Below are 19,032 nucleotides of genomic sequence, written 5' to 3'. Positions count from 1 at the left end.
GTGATCGACGCCGCCGCGGTATCTGTGCGTGTGTCGACCGTTTCGATCTGATCGATCGTCTCGTCCGCAGTCGATCGTACCTCCTCAACGGTCGCTTCGATCTCTGTCGCGCGTTCTTGTGCCTGTTCGGCGAGGTCCTTTACCTCGTCTGCGACGACGGCAAAACCGGACCCCGCCTCACCCACGCGGGCGGCTTCGATCGAGGCGTTCAACGCCAGCATGTTCGTCTGGTCGGCAATCTCGTTCAACATCGCGACGATGTCGTCGATCTCGGTTACCGTCTCACGAAGCGTCTCCAATTTTTGTTCGGCCGCAGCGGCCGCGGCTTTTGCTTCGTCGACATCGTCATTTGCCTCTCGAGCTGAACCGCGTGCCGTCTCGGCTAGCGAGGCCGTGTCCGAACTAGACTTGTTCGCCTCCACGGCACCGCGAGAGAGCGACTCGATTGCGTCGCTCGACTCGCTCAATTCTGTTCCGATCTCGGAGAGGAGTTTCGCGTGTTCAGCCGTGAGCGTCGACAGCGGAGTACTTCCGTCCGGATCCGCCGCCCTGTCCGACCCCGTGTTGCTGTCCGGACCGCGTGATTGTCGACTCATGAGTGTGCGCCCGCAAAGGCGGTTACCGTACACTCCCGCGGGGGCTATTTAATCGTGGTCCGCGCATTATCAGATGCGATGTCAGACCACGACCACGACGACGGCGACGTTCACGCCTGTGACTGCGGCGCGACGTTCGACACGCTCGACGCGCTGAAAGACCACGCCAAGGAGAATCACCCCGACGCGTACGAGGAGAACTTCGGGGACGAGGAATGAGTCTGAGCACACGATTCGAGCGATGAGCGGAGACGCTACCTGTCCGACCTGCGGCGACGAGACGGAGAGCCGGCTGGCGATCATCGAGCCGTCCGAACTGAAAGCGGAGCGGGAGTACTGTCTCACATGCGAGAAGTTCGTCGACGAGGACGCGCGGCAGCCGGAGTGAGGCGGCGGTCGTGCGGCCGAACCGAACCCTCGCGGGGGATTCATATCTGCCGGTTCTGTCGGGAGTACGTATGAAAGAGTTTGACGTGATCGTGATCGGCGGCGGGACTGGGAACAACGTCGCTGCGGCTGCGGCGGACGCCGGCCTGGAGACGGCGCTCGTCGAGCCCGGCCCGCTCGGCGGGACCTGTCTCAACCGCGGCTGTAACCCCTCGAAGATGCTCATCCAAGCCGCGAACGCGGTCGACCGCGTCCGAGAGGCGGAGCGCTTCCACGTCGACGCGACCGTGAACGGGACGGACCACGCGGCCGTCGTCGACGAGATGGACGACCTGCTCGGCGGCATCGCCGAGGACATGGAGTCGCGCTATCGGGAGAAAGACCACCTCACGCTGTTCAAACAGCGGACCCGCTTCGTCGACGAACGGACCGTTGAGCTCGACGGCGAGGCCGTCGCGGGCGAGAAGGTCGTGATCGCGACCGGGAGCCGCCCGATCGTGCCGCCCATCGACGGGCTCAGTGAGATCGACTACCTCACGAGTCAAGAGGCGCTCTACCTGCGGGAGCCGCCGGAGAGTCTCGTGATCATGGGCGGCGGCTACATCGCCGTCGAGCTGGGGTACGCGTTCGGTGCGCTGGGGACGGACGTGACGATCGTCGAGATGATGGACACGCTGCTCCCGCGCGAGGACGGCGACGTGGCCGCGGCGTTCACCGGGATCGCCGCCGAGCGGCACGACGTCCACACCGGCCACCGCGTGACGGCCGTCGAGGAGACCGACGGCGGGTACGTGGTCCGCGCGGAGACGGAGGCCGGCGAGGGGGTAACCGTCGACGGCGACGAGGTCCTCGTGGCGCTGGGACGGCGGCCGAACAGCGACGACCTCGGTCTCGACGCGGCGGGCGTCGCGGTCGACGACGACGGGTTCGTGGAGACCGACGATCGCCTTCGTACGACCGCGGAGAACGTCTGGTCGCAAGGCGACGTGGCCGGCAACGCCTTGTTCAAACACTCCGGCGACTACGAGACCGATCACACGATCGCGAATGTCGTCCACGGTGAGGGGCGGTCGGTCGACCTCTCTGCGATGCCGCATACGATCTTCACCGAGCCGCAGGTCGCCGGCGTCGGGGCGACCGAGGAGACGTTGACGGAGGAGGGGACCGAGTACGCCGTCGGTCGGGCGAGGTACGCCGATTCCGCGATGGGTCGCGCGAAGAAGCTCGACGACGGGTTCGTGAAGGTGCTCGCCGCCCCCGACGGGGAGATCCTCGGCGCACACGCCCTGGGCTACGAGGCCTCGACGCTGCTCCACGAGACCGTGCTCGCGATGCGCGCGGGACTCACCGTCGACGACATCGCCGGCGCGATCCACGCCCACCCGACGCTGAGCAAGGTCGTCGCGGCGGCGTTCCGGGACGTCGCGGAGTGATCGGAGGGGCGCGACGCGGTCTGTCCGTGCGGACGGGCGTCTGGAAACGGCGTCCGACCGGTCGAGGGCGAAGAGCCAGCGGTACTGACGACCGACACGTATTATAGCGACCGAGCGAAAAAGAGGTAAACGAGGCAGGCGCGAGGTTCGCGTCGTACGGGCGGCACAGCACTCGCGCGCCGAGGGGATATCAATCCATGTGTGAGGAATCGACGGACGGACGGGAAGGCGCCGCCGGGTCGCGGGCCGGCGATCGCCGGTCGCCGGTCGAGGAACGGTATCAGAAGGTCTTCGAGCACAACAACGACGCCGTCATGATTGTCGACTTCGAATCCGAATCGTTCGTCGATGTCAACCCACGGGCGTGCGAACTGCTGGGGTACTCCCGTGAGGAGTTCCTGTCGATGGATCCCGAAGCCATCCATCCAGACGATATTGCCCGGGTTCGCAAGGAGTTCATTTCCCAAATCAAGACAGAAGGAACCGGGTTCACTGACGACTTGACTTGTGTAACGAAGGACGGGGACGAAGTACCAACAGAAATATCTGGAGCAGCATTAACGCCGGGAGACAAAAATGACGCCGCGGCGGACGCCGAGCCGAAGCGAATGATCGCGATGCTCCGGGACATCTCCGAACGCGTCCAGAACCGTCAGGAGCTAGAGCAGAAGGTTGAACGACTTGACCGGTTCGCCAGTATCGTTTCGCACGACCTCCAAAACCCGGTTTCAGTCATTCAGGGACACGCTGAACTCGCGCGCCAGACTGGTGATTCCGAACACTTCGACGCGATCGAAAACGCCGCCGATCGCATGGAAGAGATGCTGTCGGAGCTCCTCAAGCTCACGCGTGAAGGCGACCTCGTTCACGAGCGGACTGAAATCGACCTAGCGGCGATGGCGCAGAGCGTCTGGGCCGACTGCGACATGGCGCCGGCAACTCTCGAAGTCGAGTCGTCAACAACTTTTCGAGCAGACCGGGACCGACTTCACGAGTTGTTTGTGAACCTCTTCGAAAATGCTCGCGATCACGGTGGCCCCTCGACAACGCTCTGTGTCGGAGTAGTCGACGAATCGGAACAGAACGGATTTTATGTTGCTGATAACGGGACGGGCGTTCCAGCCGAAGACAGTGACGACATCTTCGAGTGGGGACACACAACGACAGGAGACGGGACGGGCTTCGGGCTGGCAATCGTCGCTGAAATCGTGGAGGCCCACGGTTGGCAAATTGAGGTCGGTGAATCCGCGAGTGGCGGAGCCCGGTTCGAGATTACTGGAATCGCTCAATATTCGTGAGATAATATATTCACCGCGGGTTGATAGCGGTACCGACCACCCGGCGTAGTTTTATATCGTCCCGCAGCCGCTCAGGAAGGTATGGACGATGACGCGTCATCGAGCGGGTCGAGCGAGTTCAGGTGGCACAGGGCCCTCGATCCCGATGAACTCGCCGAGGGGCGGGTCAAAGCCGTCAGTTGTAACGACACGACGGTCGCAGTCACCCACTACGATGGCGAATATGCGGCCTTGGACAACCATTGCCCCCACCAAGGTGGCCCGCTCGGTGAGGGATCTATTGAGACAGGTTACCTCCGCTGTCCGTGGCACGGATGGGACTTCGATCCGTTGACTGGCGAGACGCCAGGGTCACATGACGATTGCGTGGAAACGTTCCCGGTTGAGGAACGCAACGATGGAATTTACGTGGGATTGCCCAAGGAAGAACCACACGAGCGGACGGTGTCGGACGTGATCGCCGAGACGCTAGTCAACTGGGGCGTCCGGCAGGTGTGGGGGATCGTCGGGCATTCGAATCTCGGGCTCGCCGACGCGCTCCGCCGCGAAGCGGCCGGGGGAAACCTCGCTTATTACGGCGTACGCCACGAGGGGGCCGCCGCGTTCGCCGCCTCAGCGTACGGGAAGCTCACCGGCCGCCCGGCGGCGTGCTTCTCCATCGCCGGCCCCGGTGCGACGAACATGCTCACCGGACTGTGGGACGCAAACGTTGACCGCTCGCCGACGATCGCGCTCACTGGACAGGTCGAGTCGCAGGTGCTCGGCACAGGGAACTTCCAAGAAGTCGATCTAGAGGCGGCCTACGGCGACGTCGCTGAGTTCGAGGCGACCGTCCTCCCCGACAGCGACCACGCCGAACTCGCGACCCGGGCAGCCAAGACTGCGATCCTCGAACGCGGTGTCTCACACCTCGTCTTCCCCGACGAAATCCAGACCCAGTCGGCCGAGGGCGTCGATCCCGGCGACCCGGAAGGGCGTATTACGGACCGCGACATCACACCCCCAGAGAGCGCCCTCAAAGATGCGGTGGAGCTACTGGAAACTGCCGAGCGGCCGGTGATCGTCGTCGGGCACGGCGCCCGGTTCGAGATGGACGGGATTGTGGACCTTGCCGAGCGGTTCGATTGTCCCGTGCTGACGACATTCAAAGCGAAGGGTCAGATTCCCGACTCGCACCCGCTCGCGGGTGGCGTCCTCGGGCGGAGCGGGACGCCCATCGCGAGCCACTTCATGAACGAGGCGGACGTGCTGGCCGTCTTTGGCGCGAGCTTCTCGAACCACACCGGCATCGCGGAGTACAAGCCGACGATCCACGTCGACTACGACGCGATGACGCTCGGAAAGTTCCACAGTGTCGACGTGCCGGTGTGGGGCGAGATCGGCGTCACTGTCGACGAACTCGCCGACCGACTCGGCGACGACCTCGCGGCGGAAAACCAGCGCGGGGAACTCGCCGACCGGTGGACGATCTGGCATGAGGAGAAGGCGACACGGCGGGAGCAGACGCCCGAGCGCGGCGTCAATTACGCCACTGCCTTCGAGGCCATGAGTCGGATCGTTCCGGACAATACAATCGTTCCCGTCGACGTAGGAAACAACACCTACGCGTTCGGCCGCTACTTCGAGCCGGAACAGCAGTCTGTCCTCATGTCGGGATATCTTGGATCGATCGGATTCGCGTTCCCAGCGGCGTTGGGCGCGTGGGCTGCCACCCAAGAGCCGGAATCGGAGTTCGCCGGTCGCAAGGTGGTCTCGGTGTCCAGCGACGGTGGCTTCGGCCAGTACATGAGCGAGTTCACGACCGCAGTGAAGTACGACATGGACGTTACTCACGTCTTGTTGAACGACGACGAACTCGGGAAGATCAGCAAAGAGCAGCGGACCGGGGGCTGGGACGTCTGGCAGACCGACCTCGTCAACCCCGAGTTCGCTGCGTTCGCGGAAAATTGTGGGGGCCTCGGTCTCTTCGTCGACGACCCCGCCGAACTCGACGACGCACTCGAAAACGCGATTGCCCACGACGGTCCCGCTCTCGTCGAGATCCTCACCGATGCTGATCCGGTATGAACACCAGTCTCGATACGTAGCTGCGGTCTCCGGGACGCCTGTATTCATTGACATCCTCCCGCGCCTGAAGACGCGGGAATCCCACGGCACCGCGCCGCTGAGTTGGGATATTAGGGTTCGCGGTTCACGACCTGTTCTCGTGGGGCGAAAACACCCTCACTACGGTCGAACAGGTGAACCGCTGGCTGTGCCAACCAGCCGTTATCCCTATCACCGCCATCCGTGGCGAGACTCGGGAGTACCTTTTGCCGAATATTCTCCGCACCGTTCGCGTCTGCGTTCGCAACCGTGTCGCACTTTTCACATACGTACAGTCCGCGTTCTACACGCTGGTTATCGTCCGTGTGGCCACACGCCGAACACGATTTCGACGTGTCACGTTCCGATACTAGCTCAACGTCGATGCCCTCGGCTTCTGCCTTGTAGTCGAGAAGCGTCGTGAAGCGGTCGAACGCCCACCCGTGCAAGTCGAGATTTCCGTGGTCGCCCCAATTCCGAGACTCGCCGTCCCCATCGTCCTCGCGGATGCCGCCAAGGTCGCCAACGACAATCGTTCCAACCTCTCGCTCGACACATTCCTCTACGATTGCTTTCGAGAGAGCGTGCAAGAAGTGCGTCCGGCGACCCCTCCGCTTGTGGTCGAGGCGAGTGGCTTCACTGGACGAGGAATCGTCGCACTTGGCTTTCTGTTTCGTGAAGTAGTATTCGTCCTCTTTGAGTGAGCCACCGGGATACAACACCGATTCACCGCCGAAAGAGACAGCGGCGAAGTTACATATCCCGAGGTCAACACCAGCCACTTCATCGCCCGGAGGTTCCGGGTCGATGTTGGTACGACAGACGAATTGGAGCCGCCATTCGTCTCGCTCGTGGACGGCGCGAACCTGCTGAATGTCCCACTCGGTCAGGTCAACATCCGGGCGAGTCTGGTACTCACACAGGATGAAATCCGAACGGTGCTGTTTGAGGTTTCGCCCTTTCGAGAGACGAACACGGGTGAACTGTGCGTCATGTTTGAAACCAGCCGTTTTGAACGACACGGTTGAACGTGGATGGGAGTCTCCGTGTTTGCGGTAGCCGGGCGGTCGGGCACGGTCGTCGCCGTTCCGACGCTTGCCGAACCAGCCGTTGAACGCTTCAGCGAGTTCTTCGAGAACGCGCTGACTGGACTGAGAATGTAAGTCCGTGTAGCGTTCGTGGCTTTTGAGTTCGGCTTTGAGTTCCCCGTCATCGGGAATCTCGCCAGTTTTGTCCCACTGTTGTTGTGCGTAGTAGCGACCGACGTTCCAGAGTTTTGAGGCGGCCCATCCGAGTTGGTCGAGGTCGTCACGAACCTGTTGCTGGTTCGTAATGCTGGCCTCGAAGGTTCGGACGGTTCGGCTCATTATCTGGCTTCATAACTGGTTATGAACGTTGTTTTATTAATAGTGTCCATTGGCGTGGAATATCCGGCTGTGCTATCGACAGTGGATTGTGTAGGAGTTGTCGGATTCATCCTGCGCCTAAAGGCGCAGGTACTCTCCTCGAATATGTATAAATCCACCGCTCGCGTGTCCGGCCGGTGACCGGACGCGATACGTATTAATTTTTACTGAGAGAATCGGACATGGGAACAGACACTGCTCGGGAGAGACCCGCCCCGAACCGCGACACCGCTGTCCCCGATTCTTACGCGATCCACGTAGACGATCGGGGCGTCGATGTATGGCAGTATCGCGTCGACCTCGAAGAACCGAGCGGCGCTTGGCAGTTCGTCGAGACGCACGACGCCAAGGACGACCTCCGAGTATCGCTCGAACTCGCGGTGTTGACGCCCCCGTCCGAGTGCGGATATTGGGTGTACAGCAGGACCTACGACTGCGAAACCGATTGTAAATAGAGCGCGGCCGAATTGCTCAGACCTCCAGTTCGAGCGAGTAAATCCGCTTTCGGGCGTCGGCAAACGAGATTCGTGACGAAACTATCTCGGCCTCTTCTAGCTGATCGAGCGCATACCGAACGGTCCGCGGGGGGAGAAGCGTCGACTCGGCGAGGGCCAACTGCGTGCTCTCGCCCTCGTACTCGAGGGTCTTCGCGACCAGCTTGGCGCTGGGCGAGAGGTCGAGGAGTTCCGGAGGTGCCGACCGGGCCGAAATCGAGGTGTCGTCCGGCATTACAGATGGAGATAGCCGGACGAACATCTTAATCTTCGAGCGTTTGTGCGATCAATTCACACAGGTGAACACCGCGACCGACGCGGTTTGTCTCACTCCGTCGACGCTGCCCACTCTAGGAGCGGTTCAAGCCGCGTCCGTAGCTCGTCACCGTCCTCAGTGAGGGCATACTCGACGCGAGGCGGGATCTCGTTATACTGGGTTCGAGAGACGAGACCAGCCTCCTCAAATTCGTCGAGTCGTTTCGAGATGGTTGAAGTACTCGCCGTCGGAAGGTGTGCTTCGATCTCCGCGAAGCGAAGCGAGTCGTGCGCCCCGATGATGCTGACGAGCTGTATCGCGTATTTCTGACTCAGTGTGCTGATAACACCCGTGAGCGGACAGTAGCACGTGCCGTCAACATCACAGGCGGGAGCGTTTGCGGTGGTATCTGCCATAACTTTGTAGCCTCCAACTTACTTCATAGCTTTGGACTCCGAAGTATAAGCGCTTCCTATTGTAAAGTAACGACACACATGACTAGCGACCCCCAATACGACCTCGTGATTCTCGGCGGTGGCGCCGCAGCTTTCGCTGCGATTACCGAAGCGAGTCGACGGGACCTCACGACGGCAATAGTGAACACCGGCCTGCCTATCGGCGGGACCTGCGTGAACGTCGGCTGTGTCCCGAGTAAGCATCTGCTTGCCGTCGCCGAGAGCGGTGCTGCAGCGTCGGAGAACCCCTTCGACGCCATTCGATACCCTGAGGAGCCGACCGTCGACTGGGCCGACGCACTCGACGGTACCGACGCACTTGTCGAACGGTTCCGGCAGGAGAACTACGTCGATGTCGCCGAGCACTTCGAGGCTGACATCTACGAGGGCTACGGCCAACTGGTCGACAGCGAGGGACTACGTCCCTCGGGCAACCGGACGCAGTCCGGTGACGACACGACCATCGAAGTCGTCGACGGCGCCGACGAGGGCGCACGCATCGTCGGAAAAAAGGCGCTGGTCGCGACCGGGAGTTCACCGTGGGAACCGCCCATCGATGGCCTCGACGACGTCGACTACTACACGAGCGAGACGATTCTCGAAGAGCGCGATCTCCCCGAGAGTATCGTAATACTCGGTGGCGGCTACATCGCGCTGGAGTGGGGCCAGATCCTCCACCGTGTCGGCGTCGGCGTGACCATCCTCCAGCGCTCCGAGCACGTCCTCTCCGGGATGGAAGGACAACTCGGGCGTGAGATACAGCGCGCGTTCGAGGAGGAAGGCATCGAGGTAATTACTGGCAACGACTTCCAGCGCGTCCGAACGCCAGCAGCCGCCGGTGGAATCAAAACGAGACAGTCGGGCGTCGCCGTCGAGACAGCCGTCGACGGCACCGAACGAACGATTACTGGCGACGCGCTGTTCGTCGCGACCGGCGTCCAGCCCAACAGCGACGGGATCGGTCTCGAATCAGTGGGGGTGAAAACGGACAACAATGGAACGATCCACGTCGACGAGCACTTCCAGACGACGAATTCCCACATCTACGCGGCCGGCGACGTGATCGGCGAGCCTGAACTCGAGACAGTTGCTGCTAAGGAGGGCAATCACGCCGTCAAGAACGCCTTCGGCAACGAGGGCGTCAGTATTGACTACGACGCAGTCCCCGCAGTTGTTTTCACCAGCCCGGAGGTCGCCGCAGTCGGGACAACCGAACTGGAGTACACGGATGAGCATGGGACTTGTTCGTGCCGGACGGTTCAGATGGAGGACGTGGCGCGAGCAAAAACTGTCAAGAATACCGATGGCCTCGTTCAAGTTGTCAAGCACCACAAGACCGACGAGATCGTCGGCGTCCACATGGTCGGTCCCCGGGCCGCCGACATGATCATGGAAGCGACGCTGGCGGTGAAATTCGGCCTCACCGTCGACGACATCATCGATACCGTTCACCCGTTCCCGACGTTCAGCGAAGCGTTCAAACAGGCTTGTCAAGCATTCCGTAGGGATACGTCGAAAATGAGCTGTTGTATCGAGTAGTGAGCTCCAAAACAGATATCGAACACTCCCGTTCTGAGCTGTTTGTTCTGACAGCCGGAGCGTTCGTGCGAACCTGTTTCACATCCGCGAAGACTGTTTAAGATGACTGCGCTCACTCTTTACTAAGACCTAATGTTGGAACTCTACCGGCTTCCCGGCTGCCCGTACTGTGCGAAGGTCGAAAACAAACTCGATGAGTTAGATCTGGAATACGAGGCTCATAACGTACTCCCCTTTCGGTTTCTCCGATTCGAGGTGAAATCGGTGAGCGGTCAGTCCGGAGTGCCGGTGCTCGTCGACACTGAACACGGAATCGAGGGGCTGGCAGAGAGCGACGACATCGTCGCCCATCTCGAGAACACGTACGCCTGAGGTGGTTTCAGAAGACCGTCAGGAAGGGTATTCCCCCACACGCCGTTCTTTGACACCACTACAATGAGCGGCTCAATCGTCGCATTCGCTCTGGCAGGTCTTTTCCTCGCCGGGATGGCTTGGGGTCTCCGTCGCCGTCACGGTACTGTGACTGCGTCGGAGATCGCGGCGACACTTCCGTGGTTTGCCGTCATCGGTGTCGCGGTCGCTATCGGACGGTCGGTACCCATGTCGGCCCTAGCCGCTGGATTCTTTCTGAGTCCGACGGTGTACCTCGTAGTCGGGGGGCTCGTCTCAGGGTTGTGGGTGATACTGGATGGCGCCGATATACACGAGACTTCGCAGTGGACGGCCGTCAGCGGTGTCCTCACGGCTAGCGTCGTCGGGGGAGTGAGCCTCCTCACAGTTGATGGGCTCCAGTTGCGTGTTCTCGTCTGGAACGCGGCTGCAATCATGATGGCAATCGGTATTACTGGACTCGTCCTGCGAGCGCTTCAGAATCGACACTTATCCACCCACGGATGGCTCCGTAGTGGGGTCCTCTTTGCGCACGTTCTCGACGCAACGACCACGGGAATCGGACTCGAGCGCCTCGGGACGATCGAACGGAACCCGATCTCCGCGGCAATCATTCAGTTTGGAGACGGCGTCGGCCCATCCGGTGCCGTGCTCTTTCTTTTTGTGAAAATAACGGCTGCCATGCTCGTCTTAGCCGCTCTCGACACAAACAGAGACCAGCTAAGCCGAGAGTCAGTGGGCCTACTTGTCATCGCCGCTGGTGCCGGTCTCGTTCCTGCCGTCCACAATCTCACCCTGTTCGCGCTCACGATCTCCTAAGCGATTCCCTCCACGATCACTCCACGACAATAGTCGAGACACAACCACGCGTTCCTTCGGCAAGAGCATAATTAAGACGGAGGCTATTCGGCGGAGAGGTACACACTTCATTGTGACAATGGAGCGCCCAAGGAGCTGATAAACAATGACTACGGCGTTTGGGCCGTGGTTTCGTCAGCAGTCGGGAGCTCATCACGCTTGTGTGGTTGCTCGTAATCGAGTCCTGGGCCGATCGGTGTAATCACCCCTTGGTAGTAGCCGTCGTCTTTGATGTGCTCCATCCGCACCGTCTCTACAAAACCTGGCGTCTGATAGAGATCACGCAGGTACGGCCAGAGGTTGTCGTACTGGTGGAGATACTGCTTGTTACACTTGAACGCCGTGTGATAGCACTCGTCGAACCGAATGAGCGTCGGGAACAGTCGCACGTCGGCGAGCGTGAGCCGGTCGCCGGCGAGGTACCGCTGGTCGGCCAGCACCTCATTCCAGTGGTCCAGGGCGTCAAAGACGTCGGTGACGGCCTCGTTGTAGGCGGCCTGTGACTCCGCGAAGCCGGCCCGGTAGACGCCGTTATTGATGGAATCGTAGATCGAATCGATGATTCGATCGATCTCGTCACGGTATCCGTCGGGATAGAGGTCACGTCCCTCGTCGCCGTAGTCGCCAAACTCGGTGGCGAACATCTGCATGATCTCGATCGATTCGTTGTTGACGATGGTCTCGTGCTTTCGGTCCCACAGCACTGGCACAGTCACACGGCCGGTGTACTCGGGATCGCCCGCGACGTACACGTCCCGGAGATACGTACATCCATTAACCGTATCGGGTGTACACCCCTCCTTTTCGGGCGTGAACTCCCACCCATCGTCTTCGCGCCACGGATCAACGATGTCCATCGAAACAACGTCGGTCAGGCCAGCAAGTTGGCGCACGAGCGCAGCACCGTGTGCCCACGGACAGTTCCGCGCGATGTACAGGTGGTACCGATCAGTCGCCGGTTGGAAGCGGCTCTCAGGGGAGTCCTGAATCCAGTCACGGAACGAAGTTTCCGTGCGATCGAACGCACCACTCTCGTCGGTGTATGGTTCGATATCCGTCTTCCACTCGCCGTCGACGAGCATGTTCCGGCCCATAGCTCGGTATACGGGCTTCTCGCTTACAGTCTTGCCGCCCAGGCCCACCCACCGAACACAGCCGACGAATACCGCTCCCAGCGCAGTTAGATAAATTCGGAGTTCTGTGGACCGTTCGTGATGTGGACCTCGAACGGCTGTGTACTGACGTCGTCCTGTTCGACGAGGTGCCAGTACGTCTCGGCCATCTCGTCGGGGTCAAGGAACGTCTCTTCACCTCGGTCCGGGAAGCGCTCGCGGACGCCCGGCGTGTCAATCTGGCCGTCGATGACTACGTGGGCGACGTGGATACCCTCCGGACCGAACTCCTGGGCGATATCCATCGCCATCCCGCGGGCGGCGAACTTTGCGGCCGTGAACCCGATCGCGCCACCGAGGCTCCGCACCGCGGAGGTCGCACCCGTGAAAATAACCATCCCGCCACCGCTCTCAAGCATATCGCCGACAGCCTCTTGTGAGCAGACAAACGCACCGCGGCCATTGACCGCCCACGCCTCTTCGAACTCATCGACGCTCGTGTCCATGAGGCCCGTCCAGGAGGCGGCACTCGCGTGATTCACGAGAACGTCGATTGAGCCGAACTCCTCTCGGACCGTCTCGAACCCATCTTGGATCTGCTCGATGTCCGTCAGATCCGTCTGGACGGCAAGTCCCTCGCCGGGGTCTGGCAGATCGGTGGCGAGTTCCTCGATGTAATCTGCTGACCGCGCAAAGAGTGCGACCTGACACCCCTCGTCTGCGAATTTTCGGGCAAGCGATGCGCCGAGTCCCGGACCGACACCCGCAATAACAGCTGTTCGGGTCACACGTCCCACAGAGGGGAATCGTGTACACAACAGTGGTGGTATCGGTAACTGAGGATTTTACAAACCATCGTCGGCGAGCACTCGTTACGAGGGCCGGACGAGTCAAGACCCGAGGCGAGACTCTACCGATTGAATTCTGTTGAGACCTTATTATCCCAACGCTCGGGATTCCTCCGCCTTCAGACGGAGGAGGATGTCAATCATCAACACGTCGACGGCGAGCAAAAGTTCATTTCGGGTATCTTCGAAGCTACGTCTTCGAGTGTTCTGTTCCGACGACTGACTCCATCTCAGCGATGGTTGAGACCCTAACTAGCTGACCCCAATATCCTTGGCTGGTCCCGCGAACACGAAAAATATGACCGACTCGCCCGGTTCAAGTTCATCTCCGCTTTTTGACGCGAAAGAATTCGATGAGCCATCCGTTTTCACACCGGAAGCGCTGCTGGAGAACGCTCGACGGCAAAAGGATCTTCCGGAACGCTCAGTGCCTGATATCTGTCTCCTTGATCCGGATGGAGATATTGTGCGCCAACTGAAAGCCACCGGAGAAGCATATAAAGACGAGACTTGGCCCGGCTACCACACTGACCTCTATCGGTTCGATCGGAACGGTAGAGAGTTTGGTATTGTCGGATGCGCTGTCGGTGCGTCATTCGCTGTTCTCGTTGCGGAACAACTGTTCGCCGCTGGCTGTCGATTTCTCGTGAGTGTAACCTCTTCGGGACAGATTGTCCCGAAGGATGACCCACCGTACTTTGTTCTCATTAGCCGTGCGCTCCGCGACGAGGGAACGAGCCATCATTATCGTTCAACGAACAGCTATGCGACCCTCAATGACAAACTCAGCACTCCGGTTGAAGAAGCGTGTGAAGCTGTATCGCGTCCCGTGTACATGGGGACGACGTGGACGACAGATGCGCCGTTTCGCGAAACAGAGGCTGCGATTGAACGTGCGAGATCGGAAGGAATTCTTGCCGTTGAGATGGAAGCAGCGGCGTTGTACACATTTGCGGAGGTTCGAGAGGTGCCAGTCGTTTGTTTCGCCCATGTAACCAATCAGATGGGACAGACTGAGGAGGATTTCGAGAAAGGGGAAGCAGCTGGAAGTCGTGATGCGTTAGAAGTGATTGATGCGGCCGCTACCGCCTGGCAGTCCTTGGATTAATTGAAAATCCACCAGACAGCGAGTTATTTTATTACGAAATATATAAAGTGTATTTTATGTTTATATGTCTTCTCTGTACTGAATTCACCCGGAGTAGTAGTACTCGCCGTTGCGTTTCTGCTGGCTGTCGAGCTGTGAGCCAGGTTTGTTGATTCGGGGACGCCCCGTGCGCTCGTCCCGGCGAAACGTAATATCCAGGTCGGCGAGGAAGTCGTTCATTCCGTCGCGCATCTCTTGGGGCGGTGACGCCCGACCGCGCTCGGCCGGCTCGCCGTCGAACACCATCAACCGGTCGGCCAGCAGGTCAATCATGTAGATATCGTGGTCGATCACCATCACCGTCGCGTCGTGGTTCTCGGCGTACCGGCGGATTGCGGTCGTCGCCCGCACACGCTGCTCGACGTCAAGGTGTGCGGACGGTTCGTCGAGCAGGTAGAGGTCAGCGTCGTCGGAAAGACAGGCCGCGATGGCGACGCGTTGACGCTCCCCACCTGAGAGGTCCGTAAGATTCTGCTCCATAATTCGCTCCAACTGGAGCGGCTGCGCGATTTCGGTGTTCCAGTAGGAGGAGCCGAACTGATCCGCAATCGACGAGAGGAAGGCGTCGACACGCATCGGCTGGTCAATCTCAACGTACTGCGGCTTGTAGGAGATGTCGAGGGCGAAATCGAGTTCTCCTTCGTCGGGCGCGAGATCACCGGTTAACAGCTTCGCGAGCGTGGATTTGCCAATTCCGTTCGGGCCGACAGCGCCCAGCACTTCGGAGTGGTTAATTTCGCCACCCTCGACCCGGAGTTCGAACTCGCCGTCACCGTACGACTTCCGCAGGTCTGGGTACTCGACCAGCGTCTCACTGCGTGAGGTCACCCGCGGCGCGTGCTCCTCGAATGTAATTGCGGAGGGCCGGATCCGCATGTTCTCGTTGTCGAGGTACCCTTTCAGGTACTCGTTGATCCCGTTCCGAACCGACTTCGGGTCCGTGATGACCCCGTACGCGCCGGGCTCGCCGTACGCGACGTGGAGGGTGTCCGCCAACAGGTCAAGGATGGCGAGGTCGTGCTCGACGACGAGCATCGAGCGGTCACCAGTGTCATCGTCCGCCAGTTCTCCGATAAGCCGGGCGACAACCATCCGCTGGCCGATGTCGAGATACGGTGTAATCTCGTCGAGGAAGTAGAAGTCGGCGTCGCGGGCAAGACACGCCGCGATCGCGACGCGCTGGAGTTCACCGCCCGAGATGGAGTCGATGTCTTGGTCCATCACCGGGCCGATATTGAGTCGGTCAATCAGTTCGTCAAGCGCCCCGCGCTCGTCGGTCCGCTCTAACAGCTCACGGGTGTTGCCGTCGAACTGCTTCGGAATCTGATCGACATACTGGGGCTTCCGAGAGACGCTCACATCGCCGTCGCGCAGCGACTCAAGATAGTTCTGGAGACCGGTACCGCGGAAGCGGTCAAGCACTCGGTCCCAGTCACCGTCGCGCTCGTGGTCGCCGAGGTTCGGGACCATCTCGCCGGCGAGTCCGTGGACCGCGGTCGACTTCCCGATTCCGTTCGGTCCGAGGATACCGGTGACGTTGCCCGGCTCGGGCGTCGGCAGTCCATACAGCGAGAACGCGTTCTCACCGTAGCGGTGGACCGGCTCTTCATCAAGTTCGGAGGGAAGATTGATGATTTCGATCGCGTCGAACGGGCACTTATCGACACAAATACCGCAAGTCTCGCCGAGACAGATCTCCTCGGAGATACGGATCTGGCCCGGATCCCCCTCAACTGTGTCCTCGCCACGCTCGGTGATACACTCCTTGCCCGTTCGGTTTGGGGGGCAGTAGTTGGCGCACTCGTAGCTACACCGGTCGGGCTGGCACCGATCAAGGTCGACCACGGCGATACTATCGTCCGCCATCTTACGCCACCAGTGGGACGTCAGGTGTCTCGGGCACGGTACCACTGTTGAGCCCCAGCGAGAACAACAGCAGCGCGAGGGAGCGGTTGTCCGTGACGCTGAAGTCGCTAACGCCGATCCTCATCAGACCGCAGATCGTCGTAACGACCACGCTGGGCGCGTGGCTTGGTATTTCCAAGTCGTTGCTCACACTAGCGGATGCGGGAACACACATGAAAAGCCGTTCGTTCCACCCGACAGCCGTCACGTCTTTTTCCTGATGTGTGGGCTCTCAAGTCGCGCCGATTACAAAATCAAACGCAGCGGGGTCCCGCAACCGGATGGACGTTTCCCGCCTAATGCGAACTGATCTTAATTAACCAACAGTCTATTCGGATCACCTCTTTTTGTTGGTTAAGACAGATAGTCACGACCCAACTGCTGTTACGGGAGCTCTTCTGTTACGTCGACGAGCTCCTCCTCAGTCTGCCAGCGATACAGTCGCTCCTCCCGCTCGAATAGCTCGAAGACGCCGTCCTGCATCCAGCCGAAAGGGTGTTCCTCGCCCTCGTATACCCGTTTGAGGACGTGACTTTTCGCAAAGAACTCGGTCGTGCCGACGAGGAGACCCTGCTCGACAAGAAAATCACTTGGCTCCTTCTCAGCGACACCGACGAGGTAGGTCACGGTGTCGGCGATCAGGCAGAACTTCTGGATGCTGTTGTCCCACTCCCCACGGATGTCGACCATTCGGAAGGCGTAGGCGTCCTGCCGACGGTTGAGGCGATCGACTACAAGATTCAGTCGGCGAATCGGCTCCCGGTCGTAGTTTCCGAGGACAAAGTACGAACGCTCGTTTTCGTAGACAGGAGTCAGTTCGCTCAGGGTGTGGAGGATCTCCTCGTTATCCGCTAACGAGATCTCTTCGTCGTCGAGTTGGTCCTTCGCACTGGTGAGGACCTCTTCAGGGACGGGCGGCTCCTCATCGGACATACTCGACTCCTCTCAGCGTTGTGCGATATGGTTTATGGAGTAAATCACCTACTCAATCGAGTGTGGTTTACTTCAGAGTGATTTACTCAAGGGTAAACTACTTGCCGCCAGGCCGTGTATCGTCTCGTATGAGCACCGATCTGGGAACTGCTGAGGGGATGGAATCTCGTGAACTCGTCCACTTCGTCACTCAGCAGACGCGGTTCACGCTGGTCACCAACATCCTCCAACACCCCGACCAGCTGCCCTCGATGTACGAGCTTGAGGAGCTCAACCCTAGTGTGAGCGAGGCCACCGTCTATAAGCACGTCCAGAAGCTCATCGACGCCGGTATCGTCAAGGAGGTCGCTCTGGATGACGACCAGCGCCGGCAGGGCTACCCCTGGAAGTTCTACGGCCTCACGGCAGAGGGGCGGGAGTTCCTAGAGGAACACAACCTGCTCGCCGCAGAGAAGACCCTCCAGCAGATCTACGACACCATCTCAAATAAGCCCGAAAAGATGGTCAAGTACGAGAATTCCCCTCGCCCGGACGACGCGTAACCCTTACAGAATTAGCTCCGTCTCAGTACTCGATCATCATTCGATTTCGTACTCACCCGCTAGCTCCTGGAACTCGTCCCACGCCGGGAGCCGGTCGTCATCAACCTCGCCGTGCGTCTCGAGGTAGCGGAGCAAGGCGTCGATTTCGTCTTCGAGGCCATACTTCGCCGCCTGCTCTCGGAGGTCCGCCTCGTTGATCTCGACGTGGCTGAGCAGGAGGAGACAGTACTTACGGAGAATCGAGGAGAAAGCCTCGCGCTTTAGCGCGGGGATGAATCCGACAAATGCGCCAGAAACCACGTTCGGCATTTTCAACGGATGTTTTATGTGTTCGACTCTTGTATCGATAATTAACCGAGGCGGCCTGCCCGCCCACCTAATCGGACAATATCGGGATTGCCCTGGTCTCGCACAGACAGCACCCTTTCTGTTTGCGAGCTTGGGGTGCTGTCAACAAAAGTATCTCTGAATCCCACGCCGGGATAGGAGTAACGGCTGGTTGGCACAGCCAGTAGCCGTCCTTTGAGGCGACTACAAACCGTAAACATCCCAATCCAGCGGTGCGGTGCCGTGGGAATCTTCGCCCTTTAGGGCGGAGAGGATGTCAAGGTAGCGGCTGCCGTCGTCGATCAATAGCGTGTGACAGCAGAGCTCCGCCGGCGATACGACGTCGAGTTCCTCGAAGTAGACGTAGTAGCGGTGGCCAGTAAGCAGGAACTGGAGGTCGAAGGCCGCGAATCGAGCGAGGCCGGTTTCGTGGAACGCCTTTGCGTCGATTTCCGTTTCAGCCTGGGCAAGGAATTCGTCGTAGTCCTCCCAGAGAATCGTGCCCTTCGGGGCGACGGCTTCGAGGCGGTGACGATGTAGATGGTGTGCGAGTTCACGGGCGAACTCGTGGAGATGGTCGAAATCGGCGTTGAAGTCATAGTGACTGTCGTCCGTCCCGACGAGACCACGGTCACGAAACCGCTTGAGGACGCGGTTGACCGTGTTACGGTAGTTGTCACTCCGGTCGGCGATCTCGGAGACCGTCCGCGGCTGGTCGAGGTAGTACAGCACCTCGAGTGCCTTCCCGGTCAGCAGCTCGGGGAACTCGATATGGGAGTGCTGGCGGACGAGGTCCCGATAGAGTTCGACGGCGCGAGCATCCGACGGGACGACCCGTTTTCGACGGCCATCGCGTTCCGTGTAGACGAGCCCCTTCTCGACGAGGTCACCTACGGCACGAGAGAGGTAACTCTCGCTGTGGTCGAGCTTCGTCGCGAGTTCGGAGATCGTGTCGCCGCGGTCGACCCTGGCGAGGACCTCGAGTTCGATGCGCCGGAGCACGATGTAACATAGTACGAAA

The 19,032-nt window shown here is 60.0% G+C and carries 22 protein-coding genes; 11 read left to right on the top strand and 11 right to left on the bottom strand.

The window, feature by feature from the left end:
• Positions 1-596 (bottom strand): methyl-accepting chemotaxis protein (locus ABNG04_RS14545; protein WP_371163105.1); only part of this gene is annotated, 596 nt, incomplete at its 3' end.
• Between the two features lie 78 nt (positions 597-674).
• On the opposite strand from ABNG04_RS14545, the gene ABNG04_RS14540 reads away from it, so the two are divergent.
• The 5 genes from ABNG04_RS14540 (at position 675) to ABNG04_RS14520 (ending at position 5,781) form a co-directional block, all read left to right on the top strand.
• Positions 675-815 (top strand): C2H2-type zinc finger protein, encoded by a 141-nt coding sequence (locus tag ABNG04_RS14540; RefSeq protein WP_371163104.1) that lies wholly within the window; start codon positions 675-677, stop codon positions 813-815.
• Between the two features lie 22 nt (positions 816-837).
• Positions 838-984, top strand: a complete 147-nt coding sequence (locus ABNG04_RS14535; RefSeq protein ID WP_371163103.1) for a hypothetical protein — start codon at positions 838-840, stop codon at positions 982-984.
• A 70-nt stretch (positions 985-1,054) separates the two neighbouring features.
• Positions 1,055-2,416 (top strand): dihydrolipoyl dehydrogenase family protein, encoded by a 1,362-nt coding sequence (locus ABNG04_RS14530; protein WP_371163102.1) that lies wholly within the window; start codon positions 1,055-1,057, stop codon positions 2,414-2,416.
• Positions 2,417-2,613: 197 nt separating this feature from the next.
• Complete coding sequence (locus ABNG04_RS14525) at positions 2,614-3,714, top strand: ATP-binding protein (protein ID WP_371163101.1); 1,101 nt, start codon at positions 2,614-2,616, stop codon at positions 3,712-3,714.
• Positions 3,715-3,795: 81 nt separating this feature from the next.
• Positions 3,796-5,781 carry a thiamine pyrophosphate-binding protein gene (locus ABNG04_RS14520; RefSeq protein WP_371163100.1) on the top strand — a complete coding sequence of 662 codons (1,986 nt, stop codon included), beginning with the start codon at positions 3,796-3,798 and terminating at the stop codon, positions 5,779-5,781.
• Positions 5,782-5,891: 110 nt separating this feature from the next.
• Here the strand turns inward: ABNG04_RS14520 and ABNG04_RS14515 are convergent, their stop codons facing one another.
• The gene (locus tag ABNG04_RS14515) at positions 5,892-7,166 is read right to left on the bottom strand and encodes an RNA-guided endonuclease InsQ/TnpB family protein (protein ID WP_371163099.1); all 1,275 of its coding nucleotides are present in this window, start codon (positions 7,164-7,166) and stop codon (positions 5,892-5,894) included.
• A 221-nt stretch (positions 7,167-7,387) separates the two neighbouring features.
• Here ABNG04_RS14515 and ABNG04_RS14510 point away from each other — a divergent pair, with 221 nt between their 5' ends.
• Positions 7,388-7,660, top strand: a complete 273-nt coding sequence (locus ABNG04_RS14510; protein ID WP_371163098.1) for a hypothetical protein — start codon at positions 7,388-7,390, stop codon at positions 7,658-7,660.
• 16 nt (positions 7,661-7,676) lie between these two features.
• On the opposite strand, the gene ABNG04_RS14505 is transcribed toward ABNG04_RS14510, so the two are convergent.
• Entirely contained in the window at positions 7,677-7,934 is a 258-nt protein-coding gene (locus tag ABNG04_RS14505; RefSeq protein WP_371163097.1) for a winged helix DNA-binding protein, read from the bottom strand.
• A gap of 92 nt (positions 7,935-8,026) precedes the next feature.
• Positions 8,027-8,371, bottom strand: a complete 345-nt coding sequence (locus ABNG04_RS14500; protein ID WP_371163096.1) for a winged helix-turn-helix transcriptional regulator — start codon at positions 8,369-8,371, stop codon at positions 8,027-8,029.
• 78 nt (positions 8,372-8,449) lie between these two features.
• On the opposite strand from ABNG04_RS14500, the gene merA reads away from it, so the two are divergent.
• The 3 genes from merA to ABNG04_RS14485 all read left to right on the top strand — a co-directional run bounded on the left by merA (position 8,450) and on the right by ABNG04_RS14485 (position 11,158).
• On the top strand, positions 8,450-9,949 hold the full coding sequence (gene merA, locus ABNG04_RS14495) for a mercury(II) reductase (RefSeq protein WP_371163095.1): 1,500 nt from the start codon (positions 8,450-8,452) through the stop codon (positions 9,947-9,949).
• Between the two features lie 132 nt (positions 9,950-10,081).
• A complete protein-coding gene (locus ABNG04_RS14490; RefSeq protein WP_371163094.1) occupies positions 10,082-10,321 on the top strand; it encodes a glutathione S-transferase N-terminal domain-containing protein in 240 nt (79 codons plus the stop codon).
• A gap of 63 nt (positions 10,322-10,384) precedes the next feature.
• Entirely contained in the window at positions 10,385-11,158 is a 774-nt protein-coding gene (locus tag ABNG04_RS14485) for a DUF63 family protein (RefSeq protein WP_371163093.1), read from the top strand.
• Positions 11,159-11,307: 149 nt separating this feature from the next.
• On the opposite strand, the gene ABNG04_RS14480 is transcribed toward ABNG04_RS14485, so the two are convergent.
• Positions 11,308-12,279: a glutathione S-transferase family protein gene (locus ABNG04_RS14480; protein ID WP_371163092.1), complete on the bottom strand. Its 972-nt coding sequence runs from the start codon at positions 12,277-12,279 to the stop codon at positions 11,308-11,310.
• Between the two features lie 98 nt (positions 12,280-12,377).
• Positions 12,378-13,097: an SDR family NAD(P)-dependent oxidoreductase gene (locus ABNG04_RS14475; RefSeq protein WP_371163115.1), complete on the bottom strand. Its 720-nt coding sequence runs from the start codon at positions 13,095-13,097 to the stop codon at positions 12,378-12,380.
• 358 nt (positions 13,098-13,455) lie between these two features.
• Here ABNG04_RS14475 and ABNG04_RS14470 point away from each other — a divergent pair, with 358 nt between their 5' ends.
• A complete protein-coding gene (locus ABNG04_RS14470) occupies positions 13,456-14,265 on the top strand; it encodes a nucleoside phosphorylase (RefSeq protein WP_371163091.1) in 810 nt (269 codons plus the stop codon).
• Between the two features lie 84 nt (positions 14,266-14,349).
• Here ABNG04_RS14470 and ABNG04_RS14465 read toward each other — a convergent pair whose 3' ends face one another.
• From ABNG04_RS14465 to ABNG04_RS14455, 3 genes are all read right to left on the bottom strand, one after another.
• Positions 14,350-16,170 (bottom strand): ribosome biogenesis/translation initiation ATPase RLI, encoded by a 1,821-nt coding sequence (locus ABNG04_RS14465; protein WP_371163090.1) that lies wholly within the window; start codon positions 16,168-16,170, stop codon positions 14,350-14,352.
• Between the two features lies 1 nt (position 16,171).
• Positions 16,172-16,360, bottom strand: a complete 189-nt coding sequence (locus ABNG04_RS14460; protein WP_371163089.1) for a hypothetical protein — start codon at positions 16,358-16,360, stop codon at positions 16,172-16,174.
• Positions 16,361-16,593: 233 nt separating this feature from the next.
• Complete coding sequence (locus tag ABNG04_RS14455) at positions 16,594-17,142, bottom strand: DUF8170 family protein (RefSeq protein ID WP_371163088.1); 549 nt, start codon at positions 17,140-17,142, stop codon at positions 16,594-16,596.
• A gap of 128 nt (positions 17,143-17,270) precedes the next feature.
• On the opposite strand from ABNG04_RS14455, the gene ABNG04_RS14450 reads away from it, so the two are divergent.
• On the top strand, positions 17,271-17,684 hold the full coding sequence (locus ABNG04_RS14450) for a PadR family transcriptional regulator (protein WP_371163087.1): 414 nt from the start codon (positions 17,271-17,273) through the stop codon (positions 17,682-17,684).
• Between the two features lie 36 nt (positions 17,685-17,720).
• Here ABNG04_RS14450 and ABNG04_RS14445 read toward each other — a convergent pair whose 3' ends face one another.
• Together ABNG04_RS14445 and ABNG04_RS14440 are read right to left on the bottom strand one after the other, a co-directional pair.
• A complete protein-coding gene (locus ABNG04_RS14445; RefSeq protein WP_371163086.1) occupies positions 17,721-17,993 on the bottom strand; it encodes a regulatory protein RecX in 273 nt (90 codons plus the stop codon).
• 222 nt (positions 17,994-18,215) lie between these two features.
• Positions 18,216-19,013 (bottom strand): MarR family transcriptional regulator, encoded by a 798-nt coding sequence (locus tag ABNG04_RS14440; protein ID WP_371163085.1) that lies wholly within the window; start codon positions 19,011-19,013, stop codon positions 18,216-18,218.
• Positions 19,014-19,032 lie beyond the last annotated feature (19 nt).

Source organism: Halorubrum miltondacostae, from assembly GCF_041379815.1.
Taxonomy (GTDB): domain Archaea; phylum Halobacteriota; class Halobacteria; order Halobacteriales; family Haloferacaceae; genus Halorubrum; species Halorubrum miltondacostae.
Note: the sequence above shows the minus strand (reverse complement) of the source record. Positions and strands in the feature narration are given on the sequence as shown.

Excerpts from the sequence above, each read along its gene's own strand:
- ABNG04_RS14520 (WP_371163100.1), top strand. The coding sequence starts at position 3,796 with ATGGACGATGACGCGTCATCGAGCGGGTCGAGCGAGTTCAGGTGGCAC.
- ABNG04_RS14450 (WP_371163087.1), top strand. The coding sequence starts at position 17,271 with ATGAGCACCGATCTGGGAACTGCTGAGGGGATGGAATCTCGTGAACTC.
- ABNG04_RS14445 (WP_371163086.1), bottom strand. The coding sequence starts at position 17,993 with ATGCCGAACGTGGTTTCTGGCGCATTTGTCGGATTCATCCCCGCGCTA.
- ABNG04_RS14465 (WP_371163090.1), bottom strand. The coding sequence starts at position 16,170 with ATGGCGGACGATAGTATCGCCGTGGTCGACCTTGATCGGTGCCAGCCC.
- ABNG04_RS14455 (WP_371163088.1), bottom strand. The coding sequence starts at position 17,142 with ATGTCCGATGAGGAGCCGCCCGTCCCTGAAGAGGTCCTCACCAGTGCG.
- ABNG04_RS14470 (WP_371163091.1), top strand. The coding sequence starts at position 13,456 with ATGACCGACTCGCCCGGTTCAAGTTCATCTCCGCTTTTTGACGCGAAA.
- ABNG04_RS14505 (WP_371163097.1), bottom strand. The coding sequence starts at position 7,934 with ATGCCGGACGACACCTCGATTTCGGCCCGGTCGGCACCTCCGGAACTC.
- ABNG04_RS14530 (WP_371163102.1), top strand. The coding sequence starts at position 1,055 with ATGAAAGAGTTTGACGTGATCGTGATCGGCGGCGGGACTGGGAACAAC.
- ABNG04_RS14490 (WP_371163094.1), top strand. The coding sequence starts at position 10,082 with ATGTTGGAACTCTACCGGCTTCCCGGCTGCCCGTACTGTGCGAAGGTC.
- ABNG04_RS14525 (WP_371163101.1), top strand. The coding sequence starts at position 2,614 with ATGTGTGAGGAATCGACGGACGGACGGGAAGGCGCCGCCGGGTCGCGG.
- ABNG04_RS14515 (WP_371163099.1), bottom strand. The coding sequence starts at position 7,166 with ATGAGCCGAACCGTCCGAACCTTCGAGGCCAGCATTACGAACCAGCAA.
- ABNG04_RS14500 (WP_371163096.1), bottom strand. The coding sequence starts at position 8,371 with ATGGCAGATACCACCGCAAACGCTCCCGCCTGTGATGTTGACGGCACG.
- ABNG04_RS14510 (WP_371163098.1), top strand. The coding sequence starts at position 7,388 with ATGGGAACAGACACTGCTCGGGAGAGACCCGCCCCGAACCGCGACACC.
- ABNG04_RS14485 (WP_371163093.1), top strand. The coding sequence starts at position 10,385 with ATGAGCGGCTCAATCGTCGCATTCGCTCTGGCAGGTCTTTTCCTCGCC.
- merA (WP_371163095.1), top strand. The coding sequence starts at position 8,450 with ATGACTAGCGACCCCCAATACGACCTCGTGATTCTCGGCGGTGGCGCC.
- ABNG04_RS14535 (WP_371163103.1), top strand. The coding sequence starts at position 838 with ATGAGCGGAGACGCTACCTGTCCGACCTGCGGCGACGAGACGGAGAGC.
- ABNG04_RS14540 (WP_371163104.1), top strand. The coding sequence starts at position 675 with ATGTCAGACCACGACCACGACGACGGCGACGTTCACGCCTGTGACTGC.
- ABNG04_RS14480 (WP_371163092.1), bottom strand. The coding sequence starts at position 12,279 with ATGCTCGTCGACGGCGAGTGGAAGACGGATATCGAACCATACACCGAC.